Raw genomic sequence first — 12,422 nt, 5'->3', positions numbered from 1 at the left:
CCTTGGATATCAGTCAGGACGCGCACTTCGTCGCCTTCTTTGATTAATCCCATCGCTGCACCACTAACGGGTTTAGTAATTGGTACGCCAGCGTCCATTAATGCGAGTGTCGAACCACAGACGGAACCCATTGAGGTGGAGCCATTAGAAGATAGCACCTCTGAGACCATTCTCAGTACGTATGGGAACTCGTCTTTAGTTGGCAATACGGGTAGGAGAGCGCGTTCTGCGAGGGCACCATGACCGATTTCGCGCCGTCCTGGGGCACGCATGGGTCGAGTTTCACCGACGGAGTAAGGCGGGAAATTATAGTGGTGCAGATACCGTTTGGTATTCTCTGGATTGAGATCGTCGCCTAGATCCTGAGCATCGCCTGGAGTACCGAGGGTACAAGTGGAGAGGACTTGAGTCAGTCCACGATTGAATAAACCTGTACCGTGAACGCGCTTGGGTAGCACGCTGACGAAGCAAGAGATGGGGCGAACTTCGTCGAGTGCGCGTCCGTCTACCCGTCGTCCGGTTTCGATTACCTGTTGCCGCATCATTTTCTTGGTGATGCTTTTGAACAGGGTGCTGACAACTTTGCTATCGCTAGCTGCGGCAACTTTAATCGGATCTGTTTCTGGGAGAGCGGCGATTTCTTCGACTGCTTTCGCTTTGATCGCATCTAGTTCGGTATCGCGAACGCCTTTGGGTTCGTATTTACCGAGGATAACTTTGATGCTTTCGGTGGTGCGTTCTTGGAGGAAGTTTTCCAGGGTAGGATCTGTCGCTGGTTTCTCAGCTTGAACGATCGAGATTCCCAGTTCTGCGAGTAATTCCCGTTGGGCAGTAATTAGCTCTAGGACTGCTTCATAGCCGAAATCGATCGCTTCGATGATATCTTGTTCGGGTAACTGATTGGCACCAGCTTCGACCATGATAATCCCGTCGGGAGTACCAGCGACGACTAGATCCAAGTCACCAATTGAAATTTCGCGATAAGTCGGATTGATAATAAAATCATCCCCAACTAAACCGACTCGTACCGCCGCCATCGGTCCATTGAAGGGGAGTCCAGCGAGTAATGTCGCGATCGACGCTCCAGTTACAGCTAGTACGTCTGGGGGGACTAATTCGTCCAGAGACATTGTGGTAGCCACAATCTGGATATCATCGCGTAACCATTCAGGGAATAATGGACGCATCGGTCGATCGATCAATCGACTAATCAAGGTAACTTTTTCTGGTGCTCTGCCTTCTCGTCGCAAGAATCCGCCTGGAATCCGTCCGGCTGCGTAGATTCTCTCTTCATAGTCTACAAGTAAAGGTAGGAAATCAATTCCTTCACGTCCTTTCGATCGAGTTGCGGTAACTAATACACTGGTGTCGCCAGATTCAATCAAAACGCTACCACCAGCTTGGGGTGCGTATACACCAACTTTAAGCCGAATATCCCTACCGTCGAAGGATATTGACTTATTTATCTCTGCCATTGGGTTGTCCTTTTTTTCTTCACTTCTTCTCTTGCTGTATGCGATCCTAGCATCCTTGGTCGCTGACGTGGGGAATTTCTTGGTGAGTTGCCAGCTAATAGGATATCTTCAGAGGCTACTGCTATTGTTGCAAAATCGATCGAGAACAATTTATAATTTCGGTCGTCGCAATGGGTAAGTTAACAGATAAACCCTTCGTCTTAAATTTTCCCCCGATGCAAAATCTACCCCACCATCTATGGATCGCGATCTGCGTATCTATCCTCTCAATCTGGTCTAGTTACCCAGTATTCGCTAAACCTCAATCTAAGGTGATTGCTACCAGTCATCTCAGTAAAAAAGTATCTATTCCAAATGAGATTTCGCCACCACCAGTTGAGGCTGTTCTTGCTAGTCTCAAGCTTAACCCGTCTTTTCAAGCAAAAAGTGTCAGATCGGGATCGCCTAATTCTAGTCCAGTTAAAGACAATCGCGATCGTGCGGATCGTTTTTCCCAAGGTATCTCCACTTTCACCAATACCGATCCATCCACCAATGTTTCGCCAGTGGATCATTTAACTAAATAGATATCGATCTTAACTTCTGCTAATAAATATCTTGGTTACAGCACTTTCCTAGATTGTGAAGTACGATCTTACCCCCGCTCCCCCCTTTTATCACTAGCAACGTACTGCATACTACAAAAAAAGTGCTGTATCGATCGTCAAGATAATTTGGTGAGTTACTCGCTCTCTGGTACGGGAACCGATTTACTGTTGTACAGGCTCATCGCTTTTTCGACACCTTGTTTTAGGCTCATCTCAATCGAGTCATTAACTAGATAAATTACTTCATTGACAATCGGCGTTTCTACTGCTGAAAATTTGCCGAGTACGTGAGAAATAGTATCTTTTTCCCCAGAACTTTTGCCGATGCCAATTCTGACTCTGGGGAAATTTTGCGTTCCTAGATGGGAAATAATTGATTTCATCCCATTATGTCCGCCTGCCGAACCCGACAACCGTAATCTAATTTTACCTAGGGGTAGATCGAGATCGTCATAGACGACTAATACTGACTCTGGCGATAGCTTAAACCAATCGATTGTTGATCGAACTGACTGACCGGATAGATTCATGAAAGTTTGCGGTTTCAGTAGTCTAATTTTAGCATTATTGCTCCCAAATCCCTCACCATAAATACCTTGAAACTGCTTGCGGTCGCTAAAACTAATCTGCCAACGTTTAGCAAGATTATCTAGTACATCAAATCCCACATTGTGCCTAGTCTGGGCATATTTAGTTCCAGGATTTCCCAGTCCGACAATTAACTGTGGAATTACCAATTCATCACTCATAAAATAGGGGGTAGGCAGTAGGGAGTAGAGAGTAGTAATGAAGCCAACTTCTACGCGGCGGGAACAGATCCCCGACTTCTCTAAGAAGTCGGGGATCTGGTAGAGGTTAAGCTTGAATGATTTTACCCGATCGAACGTGTAAAATTTGGGATGAATCTAACCATTTGGCATCGAATGCACCTAAATGGGTAGTCGTAATCAGCGTTTGAAAGCGATCTTCAATGACACTCAGCAGTTGATTTTGACGAGTGAGATCGAGTTCGGCTAAAACATCATCGAGGAGTAATAATGGTGGTTCGCCGACGATTTGTTCGATCAGTTCTAGCTCTGCTAATTTTAGTGCTAAAACTAGGGTGCGTTGTTGTCCTTGGGAACCATAAGATTTCGCAGGAGTATTATTAATGGTCAATTCTATCTCATCCCGATGCGGACCAACCAGGGTATTCCCCAAACTTTCTTCAGCTACGCGACGGAGATGCAATCGATCGACAAATGCCTGATAAATTGATTCGGGTGTATTTTCTATGGCAATTATATTTGGCGCGTAAGTGATTGTCAATTCTTCGGTCTGTTTACTAATTTTAGTATGCCATGTTTTAGCGATCGGTGCGAGTCTGTCGATAATTCTCATCCGACGGCGGATTACTTTAGTGCCAGTCAGAATTAATTGATAATTCCACGATTCTAGTTCGGCTGGATCTAATGTCCGATGTTCTGCTTGTTTGAGTAAACTATTGCGTTGTTTTAATACTCGTTGATATTCATGTAGAATATGTGCATAAACTGGCTCAATTTGAAATAGTAATGAGTCGATCCAATGTCTGCGAATTTCGGGATTACCACGCACTAAATCTAGATCTAATGCTGAAAATTCTACGGCATTTAATATTCCTAAAAAATCCAGTTGTCGCTTGAGATTTTCTCTATTTACCGTAGCTGTCCGCCTACCTTTATCCCTAAGTGTTAAAGCCAGATCGATCGAGCCATGTTTGCGCGTCAATTGAGCGGTAATTCTAGCTTCATTTTCCCCTGCGAAGACTAAATCTCGATCGCGTGAAACTCGATGACTCTTGAGTGTTGATAATAATTCTACCGCTTCTAATAGATTAGATTTGCCTTGAGCATTATCCCCAAGTAAAATTGTCTTGGGTGCAGAAAAAATGATTTCCTGTTCCCGATAATTCCGAAAATGACGCAGATGGAGACGATTCAAATACACTTGTGGATCGGGAGAATTAGGATTTGTCGGGGCGGGTTCATCCTATCCTTCTAAAACGAAGCCAATGATTTAATTTAAAACCCGCCGTTCGGTGATGTCACCAGGTAGCAACGATCGATTGCTAGATGTCATTAATGCGATCGATCGTTAGGAATTATCGTTACCCATACCAGTAACATGTCGAAGGATGAGATCGATCTTCCGGTTTTGTTCGTCTAACCGACTGTTAACATCCTGTCTAAATTCATCGATTTCTCGATGTACGCTCTCGAATGCTTCGGTAATGTAGCCTCCAGGAATCATCGTATGCTCTAGTTGCTCTTGAGTATTCTCGATTTTAGTCAGTCTGTACTCAATTTGAGCGATGCGGGTAAACAAATCGCGGTCGTTCGGTTCGCGAGATTGAGTCATGGTGGTTGTGAATATTTAACTGTCTATCCCCGCTGAGTTTTGTTACTGGTGGGGTATTTATATTTTAACCGATCGATTCGTTGGCAGAGCCTTTGGGAACGAAAATCGGCGTTGCTGAATCTGGGTATGATTTACTTTTTAGGCAACACCTGAAATTTATGGTAGGGGCAATGTCTTGTCTCGCTAAACCCTCGGCAAAGCCGAGGAGCGCGAGCCGCTGTCTTGTCGTTTTTTTTTTCGGGGGGAACCCCCGAATAAAAACGCCGCTTCATGAATTGCCCCTACTGATGGTTGCGACGAGTGCAGATTTGGATATTATTAAATCTTTATTCCTTCGCAGGATTTCCAGGCACAAGCAGAGCGATAAACCAGTCAACATTTGGGTTCGCGCACGGATCTGTCATCGCCCATAGCAATAAAATATTTGAGAATGGTTGCTCTATCATTCAGGGAGATCGAGATGAAAATGGCAACAAAATTGACTTTAATCTCGGTATTCCGATCGATTTGTGGCTGTGGCAAGTGAAATGGGAGTCAAGCTAGACAAAAAGTAGTGCGACTCAGATTAGTGCGGATGAATCGGGATAGCATAACCAAATCAATACACAATTATGTCATCTAGAATCTCGTTGTGGGTAGGACTAATCGGCATCGCAGCTACAATTCCCCTGGTACAATCGATCGCATCTGCTAAAACCTCGGTTGAGATTGCGGATACAGCCACAGCAATTACTGTTTTAATCACCGCACCTAAAGACAAAGATGGATTCATCCCTAATGGTTCGGAGTTATTCTCCAACATCAAGGCGACATCTATACCGTTCTCACCGCCGCTCATGTGGTGAAGAATAAAGTTAGCTATAAAATTACTACACCAGACGATCGAGCTTACGAAGTCATCAGCAGCTCGATTCGCTCCGCGCCTGGTAGTATCGATCTAGCCGTTGTCAAATTCAAATCGACAACTAAATATCCTACCGCCAAACTCGGAAACTGCAACGTTATCAAGTCAGGGATGGACTTATATGTGGCAGGATTTCCAGGTGGGAGTAAAGCCATAAACGAGTTGATATTTGTATTCAGAGAAGGGAAGGTTACAGCTAATAGTAATAAAGTGCTGGAGAATGGTTATTCTCTGGTCTACAGTAATAGTACTCTCCCAGGCATGAGTGGTGGTGCTGTATTAAATAGCGATGGTGAGCTAGTCGCCATTCATGGTAGAGGAGATCGCGATGAAAATGATGCCAAAACCGGATTCAATCTTGGTATTCCTGTCAATCGCTTCGCTACGGTGGCAAGTAATATGGGTGTCGAGCTAGGTGGGCAGGTAGCACCGATCCCACAAAATACGGCACTGAAGGTAGATGATTACTTTGCGTCAGCAGTGCAAAAGTATAATAAAGGAGATAATCGAGGCGCACTGGCTGACTATAACCAAGCGATCGCTCTCAACCCGAAGGATGCTGAAGCCTACAACAATCGCGGTGTTCTGAAATATCAAAAGCTCAACGATGTTCAGGGCGCACTGGCTGACTATAACCAAGCGATCGCTCTCAACCCGAAGGATGCTGAATCCTACATCAATCGTGATGCTCTGAAAAATAAAAAGCTCAACGATATTCAGGGTGCACTGGCTGACCTAACCCAAGCGATCGCTCTCAACCCGAAGTATGCTGAATCCTACTACAATCTAGCTCTAGTTAAAGCTAAATCAAACGATCTCAAAGGTGCGATCTCGGATATGCAGCAAGCGTTGCAACTATACCAACAGCAGGGCAAACAGCAATACGCTCAGGATGCGATCGCACAAATTAGACAATGGCGACAAACTAGTAATAATTCTGGTTTTTAGCTAGAGATTACGAAAGCTCTTATCACAATGCTTCCTTGCAGATATTGCCAAACTTCTCACTAATGTATAGCTGAATTTGGTTGTGGTAACTTTTGAGGCATGAGCCGATAGCCCATCGATTGTACGATCGCATTCACACTGCCAAATTGGAGATTATCTTGATGGCTGAGTTCCGCGATTGCTGTCAGATCGATCGTGCCATTGACACGCCCGATCTGACGATAGCGATCTATACTAGAAAGTAGCAGTATTTAGCCAAACGATTCTCGTGCAGAGAGGTTAGACCAACGTGAATACTAAAGAGCTAATCGTCAGCGAACTAGAATCAACATCAGAAGAACTATTGTCTGAAGTGCTAAAGTTTGTTAAATCTATTAAACGTCAACATCCCAGATCGATTCCGCACAGCGGAGGCTACGCCAACGCAACCACAACACGCCAACGCACACCCAATTTAGAACAGGGTAAAATTGTGATGAGTGACGATTTTAACGAGCCACTACCCAATGCTTTTTGGTTGGGAGTAGAAGATTGAAAATCATTCTGGATACACAGGTATTAATTTGGTGGGCAAATGATGTATCCAATATTTCTGATCGCGTCCAAAATATTATCTTTGATGTAGATAATGAACTATGGGTTAGTTTGGCAAGTATTTGGGAAATTCAGATTAAGGTTTCGTTAGGTAAGTTAAGTCTGCCTCGACCTTTGCCAGATATTATCGCGACACAAGTTAGCGAAAATCAGATTAAAATTATGCAGATTGAGTTATCGCATATTTATATGCTCGATCTCCTACCACTTCATCATCGAGATCCTTTCGATCGATTAATTATTGCTCAAGCTATGAATGAAAAAATACCGATTGCCAGTATAGATAAAGCCTTTGATGCTTACTCGATCGAGAGAATTTGGTGATTTTAATGCTTTTCTTTATCGATCGCATTCATACTGTCAAATTGGAGATTTTCTCGATCGCTGAGTTCTGTGTCTGCTGTCAGATCGATCGTGCCATTGACACGCCCGATCGATCTCAAAGATGATAAAAGTGCCTGTGTATCGCCACTTTCAGCATATTCATCAAACAAAATGGTAATGTAATCATCAATCTCATCAGGATGATTGCGAAGATATTCTTCTTCCACTTCCCCTATAGTTCTATACTTCCTCATCGATTAAATACTCCTGCTAGTATATTTTTGCCTGTTGAATATCCTTATCTTGGCTATCTTTGTCCCCACCACGGAGCAGAATGACAATATCATTACCGCTTTCGCCAAAATAAACCCTGTAGCCTGGGCCAAAAAACATCCGTAACTCACTAATACCTTCCCCAACTGCTTCACAGAAATGTAGGGTGGGCAGTGCCCACAGACCATATACAGCCGAAGCAATCAGAACTTGAACGGTTTGATTCGATCGAACAATCTCTACACCGATCGATCGATACTAACTAAACGTCAGTTCGGGTTAAGGATCTCCGCGCAATGACTTCTGGCTTCGTTCCATTACCACCCGCTACTAAAAATAGTTCAAGTCTGTTAAAACAGACTGATAGATTCTTGTTAGTCTGTTTTAACAGACTCGAGCTATTAGCCTGGGGATTAATCCCCAGGCGGGTAAAGAGCGGAGCAGAAAGCGATCGATCGGTAATCCTTAACCAGAACTGACGTTAACTAAACTAAAATATTTATATTAATTACTAAGTCGAAAATGGTCTGTGGGCACTGCCTACCCTACGGGATAATTTAGGCTATTCACCCATCTCTAAATTTGCCAAACTTGTTACCGCTGGTGTGAAAATATTACCATTACACTGACAACCCCAACCGAAATAATACTCACCGCGTTCTACTCCACGATGAAAACTCGAATACTCCCAATCATGCACACACTTTACCAACCCATGCTTAACCGGATTGAAATGTAAATAATCTAAATGCTTCCGAAAATCGAACTCATCCCGAATCGTATGCTCATAAAATCGCCGCTGCCAAACATCACTTTTCCGATGTTTCCGCCGCGATTCACATACATCATCAGGTAGATTATTTGCCCCGCGTAAAGCACGAGTAAATAACACCTTCATCCGTCCCACTCGATACGAATAATCGCGATCTCCAGGTGCTAAAGTCCACAAGAAGTGAATATGTTCGGGCAGGATAACTGCGCCATCAATCGTAAACGGCTTCTCCGCTACAACTACGCCGCAAGCTTGTCTTAATTTATCGATGTTTTCTGGTACTGAAAATAGCTTTATTCGGTTGTAAGTAGTCAGCGTGAGAAATACACTACTCCCAGGAATATTAGCACGACGATATTCTGGCATATTTAAATATCAGCATAAATATATTAATTAGATTTCTGAATTTCATTTCACCTCTTAACTAACTGAGGAAATTGTTTGCATAGAGCAGTAAATAATGGTGATGGTTTACTCTCTTGCAATCTGTCTCCCTGCTGCCAATTAAATCGATTCCATAAAAATGGTGCTTCTTTTTCTGCTGCTAACCATAATAATTTCTTAGCCCTGGTAATTGCCACATATAATAATCGCAGATCTTCACCTTGTTTGAGATAATTAGCTAAATTCCAGGCATCTTTGGGCGTAGGTAAAGATTGTTGATGTAAATGAGCGCGAATTTTGGCACGAGCGACTTCTGCTAATGTAAAATCACCTAAGAATTTAGCACCTTGTGGAGTCCATAATTGTCCAGGTATTTTATCGCTCAAAAATGGAATAAATACATAATCCCAGTCTAAACCCTTTGCCTTGTGCATGGTAATAATCGTCACTTGTCCCGAGGCTGTATAGCGAGATTCCGAGCCATCATCGATGTTTTCAAAGCCTTCAGTCCTGACGATTTCCTGGAGAACTTCGATCGCCGTATAGATTGAGCCACGTCCATATGTTTGCAAAGCAATTCTATCGGTTAACTTATCAGCCGTTGCCAGTTCGGAAGATTGATAATTTAATCGATCGCCCAAATAACTAATCAGTTGATAATGGGGTAATGTCAGTCTCGATCGCAGTAACTCGCAACAGATTTCTCGCGCTCTTTCTACGGTGGGAGTTTGAGGAGTTTCTAAAATGCTGGGATAGAGAAACCGTTCGGGAAATATGGCTAGAGCATCCAGATCTTGAGCGGCAATTAATTTACGTTCTAATAAAACTTTGAGTGCAGATTTGAGGTACTCTGAAGAATGCGGTCGAATAATAAACTGAAATAGTGTCAGTATTTCCCCAGGAATCTTTGAGGTTCGATCGCCTTCACCTGCTTCGTAGAGTTTAATTTCGGGATGCAATCTCTTCCAATCTGCTAACCGATCGAAAATAAATCTTGCCTGTCGATTTTCCCGTACTAAAATTGATGCATTTGCTGTTGGATTTGCCTTGAATAGAGTTGTTAGTCGCTGCTCGATCGATCGGACAGATTCATACACATCAATCGGCAGATGCAACTCTAACCCGCCATCTTGAGCAATGGGATTTGGTTGAGCATCTCCTGCTGATACCGGACGAATAGTTTGCAGCCAGAAGACAGATTCAGTATTTTGTAGATCGTTCTCTGGCGAGCTTTGTGTTGGTGGTTGGAGCCATTTATTCCCCCAATTCAGCACGAAATTAGCAGCATCCATAATCATCTGGTTACTGCGTCCGGCTTGTTCCATTTTTTCCAGGCGCGACGATGAACCTGCATCGACGATCTCGCTACACTCCTGACAAAAATCGCGAAAATACCGAGGATCGGCAGGGGTAAAGGTAGAATTAATCGCTTGATTGGGATCGCCAACCCGAATCAGATTGGGCGGAAGTTCGGATCGATCGGGAATACCCGCCAATTGGCGGAGTAATCTTTCCTGTAGGGGACTAGAATCTTGGGCTTCATCTTCAAATACAGCATGAACTTGTTGCTGCCACAATCTTCTGGCAGTTGGGTCTGACATCACCCGCAATGCCCCTGCAATCATCTCATCGTAGTCTGAGTAGCTTTTGCTCTCTAGCAGCTCCTGATAAGCCTGATAGAGTCCAGCACAAATGCCCAAAATATCGTATCGATCGGGATACAACCTCGCCATCGCCCACAACTCATCTGGCGACAAGCCCGAACTTTTAGCTTCCCGCACAGCAGTAAATGCCAGACTGGGCAATATTTCCGTCCGCAATACTGACTGACGGCGCAATCGTTCTGTCTCCTCACCGTCGAAGCTCTCCCCTGCTAGTAGACAACGATAACTATCAGGGTTCTGATTCAGCCAGCTTTGGATAGTATCTTCAATCAGTTTATGATTGCTAGATGGCATGACCAAGGTTCGATCTGTTAAATCTAGTTTTGATAATTCTGGATGCTTAGTCGCAATACTCAATGCCAAACTGTGGATGGTATTAACGCTATAGCCGATCGGAGGCAATCCCAATTCTTTGAGACAACTTTTAATTTTATCCTTAATATTCGCCGCTGCCGATCGAGTCAGGGTGACAATTATCAACTGGCGGCGTTGATGCAACTTCTCTCTGGCGATTGTTATCGCTGCCGCTACTGCCATACTATGGGATTTTCCCGCTCCTGGCACTGCTGATACAGCCAGTTGCCCAGATTGCCAATCTGCAAGAGTCCGCTGCCCTAGACGCAATCCTTGCCGCCATCTGGAGATGATTTCTGCTTGACGGCTGGCAATATTATCTGGAGGTGCAGCAGGCAAAGTGGGCATAACTTTGGTGGTTAAAAGGATGACTTTTCTTTCTCTTTAAAACTTTTTCCAGTAGCAATAAAAAAGGGTGCTGACTCCAGCACTCTTTTTTATTAAGGTACCTACTTATTAATTTTCGCTACTAGATTGTAAAATATCAACTCCCATCCTCCCCGTCGATCGGATCATCCATTAATTGCAGCTATTATTAACCTGGGGATTGAAGATAGTACCAAAGGTCTTGAAGCAAACAGAGTTATCGACACGGAAGGAGCGTTGAAAAATCACCTGGCGATTGTCTTCACGGCGACCTGTCACCGTGACATTGGTAAACGCAGGGACGGTCACGGTTTTTTTCTGACCGAGGAGCATTGTTTGGCTATCAAAGGTTTTTATTCCAGGTGCGGTGATGAAATAGCGGGCAGTGTAGCCACCTTGATTGAAAAATGTGATGGTGCGAGTCTGAGGCGTTTGAGCGACTGTTGGGGCAATCTGAGTAGCAATCATCGTCGCCGCACTAGCCACAGCCAAACCGAGAGTTGTAATCGAGTTTAGAAAGTTCATGATTTTGTTTCCTGTTGTGTATGAGTGTTTTTGCTTGTGAGCAGATACACGTCAGGAATTTTTGGTTTATGCAGGGGTAGTGGCGATTGAAGATTTTCTTTCTTTCTACTACTGACAACAATCCTGAATTCGATCGCTGCCATTAATGCCAGCCGATTTTAGTAATGCCGCCCAAACAGTGGCTGTCTTTCGATCTTTGGTTTTGCGAAACCGATCACCTATTTGAGTGAGTGCGTCGTACCAAATGCCGTTTTCGGCCAGGATTTGGATACTCTCCAAGTCGGATTTAGCAGTGGTGAGGGCTGTGGGTGGGGCAATCCGCCCAATTTGTGCTTGGACGAGGAAAGGACGATCGACTCGCTCATCGGTATCACAGTAGAAAGCTACTGTCCAATGATAGGTACGATCGATTTTCAGTACTGCTGTGGGCGGAAATAAGATGCCGATCGTGCCCGATGATATTTTACGCTTGGTTGTGGATGACTGTTTGGCGAGCAGCTTGCCATTTTGTTCGCGCACGGCAATCTCCATCAGTAAATCCCGCTCCAATCCTTGGGGTGTATTCAGCCAGACTGTGGGGCGATCGTCGATCGTTTGTCCCCAGAAAATTTGCCCAGGCAATTTTGGCACTAATGCGGTGATGCCACGATAGGGTTGACAACCGCGTGTGCCGCCACCTTGAGCGCGATTTCCTGGGATGCCGAGTGAGCTGGGTGGGATGGGTGGTTTCCAGCGGATTTTGAGGCTTGGTTGGGGGGGAGTAGGGGGGTTGGCGAGGGTGGGAGATGTGATGGTGACGATCGCCGATAGGAAAAAGATGGTGACTAGACGCAAGTTTTGAGTGATTTGGTGGAGTGGATGGGCAGTTTTCAT

Annotated in this window: 15 protein-coding genes and 1 pseudogene; 5 read left to right on the top strand and 11 right to left on the bottom strand. The window is 44.4% G+C overall.

All coding sequences use genetic code 11. The features are described 5' to 3' along the window. Positions 1-1,475, bottom strand: a 1,475-nt coding sequence (locus RMO55_RS04800; RefSeq protein ID WP_310424340.1) for a polyribonucleotide nucleotidyltransferase, incomplete at its 3' end; no start/stop codon positions are given. 215 nt (positions 1,476-1,690) lie between these two features. On the opposite strand from RMO55_RS04800, the gene RMO55_RS04795 reads away from it, so the two are divergent. Then, a complete protein-coding gene (locus RMO55_RS04795; protein WP_310424337.1) occupies positions 1,691-2,041 on the top strand; it encodes a hypothetical protein in 351 nt (116 codons plus the stop codon). A 155-nt stretch (positions 2,042-2,196) separates the two neighbouring features. On the opposite strand, the gene pth is transcribed toward RMO55_RS04795, so the two are convergent. The 4 genes from pth to RMO55_RS04775 all read right to left on the bottom strand — a co-directional run bounded on the left by pth (position 2,197) and on the right by RMO55_RS04775 (position 4,963). Next, entirely contained in the window at positions 2,197-2,811 is a 615-nt protein-coding gene (gene pth, locus RMO55_RS04790; RefSeq protein WP_310424335.1) for an aminoacyl-tRNA hydrolase, read from the bottom strand. Between the two features lie 106 nt (positions 2,812-2,917). Further along, positions 2,918-4,030, bottom strand: coding sequence for a DNA replication/repair protein RecF (gene recF, locus RMO55_RS04785; protein WP_310424332.1), 1,113 nt, complete (start codon positions 4,028-4,030; stop codon positions 2,918-2,920). Between the two features lie 147 nt (positions 4,031-4,177). After that, positions 4,178-4,441: a hypothetical protein gene (locus RMO55_RS04780; RefSeq protein ID WP_310424328.1), complete on the bottom strand. Its 264-nt coding sequence runs from the start codon at positions 4,439-4,441 to the stop codon at positions 4,178-4,180. A 372-nt stretch (positions 4,442-4,813) separates the two neighbouring features. Next, on the bottom strand, positions 4,814-4,963 hold the full coding sequence (locus RMO55_RS04775; RefSeq protein ID WP_310424325.1) for a hypothetical protein: 150 nt from the start codon (positions 4,961-4,963) through the stop codon (positions 4,814-4,816). A gap of 89 nt (positions 4,964-5,052) precedes the next feature. Here RMO55_RS04775 and RMO55_RS04770 point away from each other — a divergent pair, with 89 nt between their 5' ends. The 4 genes from RMO55_RS04770 to RMO55_RS04755 all read left to right on the top strand — a co-directional run bounded on the left by RMO55_RS04770 (position 5,053) and on the right by RMO55_RS04755 (position 7,211). Then, positions 5,053-5,286, top strand: a complete 234-nt coding sequence (locus tag RMO55_RS04770) for a hypothetical protein (protein WP_310424322.1) — start codon at positions 5,053-5,055, stop codon at positions 5,284-5,286. After that, positions 5,283-6,293: a tetratricopeptide repeat protein gene (locus tag RMO55_RS04765; protein WP_310424319.1), complete on the top strand. Its 1,011-nt coding sequence runs from the start codon at positions 5,283-5,285 to the stop codon at positions 6,291-6,293. Before RMO55_RS04770 ends, RMO55_RS04765 begins: the two co-directional genes overlap by 4 nt. A gap of 289 nt (positions 6,294-6,582) precedes the next feature. Further along, positions 6,583-6,828: a hypothetical protein gene (locus tag RMO55_RS04760; protein ID WP_310424315.1), complete on the top strand. Its 246-nt coding sequence runs from the start codon at positions 6,583-6,585 to the stop codon at positions 6,826-6,828. After that, positions 6,825-7,211: a type II toxin-antitoxin system VapC family toxin gene (locus RMO55_RS04755; protein ID WP_310424312.1), complete on the top strand. Its 387-nt coding sequence runs from the start codon at positions 6,825-6,827 to the stop codon at positions 7,209-7,211. Before RMO55_RS04760 ends, RMO55_RS04755 begins: the two co-directional genes overlap by 4 nt. 2 nt (positions 7,212-7,213) lie before the next feature. Here RMO55_RS04755 and RMO55_RS04750 read toward each other — a convergent pair whose 3' ends face one another. The 6 genes and pseudogenes from RMO55_RS04750 to RMO55_RS04725 form a co-directional block, all read right to left on the bottom strand. After that, entirely contained in the window at positions 7,214-7,438 is a 225-nt protein-coding gene (locus RMO55_RS04750) for a hypothetical protein (protein ID WP_310424309.1), read from the bottom strand. Positions 7,439-7,481: 43 nt separating this feature from the next. Then, positions 7,482-7,640, bottom strand: a pseudogene (locus RMO55_RS04745) (type II toxin-antitoxin system RelE/ParE family toxin); the annotation flags it as partial. Positions 7,641-8,046: 406 nt separating this feature from the next. After that, complete coding sequence (locus RMO55_RS04740; RefSeq protein ID WP_310424306.1) at positions 8,047-8,622, bottom strand: REP-associated tyrosine transposase; 576 nt, start codon at positions 8,620-8,622, stop codon at positions 8,047-8,049. A 47-nt stretch (positions 8,623-8,669) separates the two neighbouring features. Then, the gene (locus RMO55_RS04735) at positions 8,670-11,006 is read right to left on the bottom strand and encodes an ATP-dependent helicase (RefSeq protein WP_310424303.1); all 2,337 of its coding nucleotides are present in this window, start codon (positions 11,004-11,006) and stop codon (positions 8,670-8,672) included. A 171-nt stretch (positions 11,007-11,177) separates the two neighbouring features. Continuing rightward, positions 11,178-11,549 (bottom strand): hypothetical protein, encoded by a 372-nt coding sequence (locus RMO55_RS04730; RefSeq protein WP_310424300.1) that lies wholly within the window; start codon positions 11,547-11,549, stop codon positions 11,178-11,180. A gap of 108 nt (positions 11,550-11,657) precedes the next feature. After that, positions 11,658-12,422 carry a DUF928 domain-containing protein gene (locus RMO55_RS04725; protein ID WP_310424297.1) on the bottom strand — a complete coding sequence of 255 codons (765 nt, stop codon included), beginning with the start codon at positions 12,420-12,422 and terminating at the stop codon, positions 11,658-11,660.

It is taken from the genome of Chamaesiphon sp. VAR_48_metabat_135_sub (assembly GCF_031418915.1).
Classification (GTDB): Bacteria; Cyanobacteriota; Cyanobacteriia; order Cyanobacteriales; family Chamaesiphonaceae; genus Chamaesiphon.
This window is presented reverse-complemented; position numbering and strand designations above follow the sequence as displayed.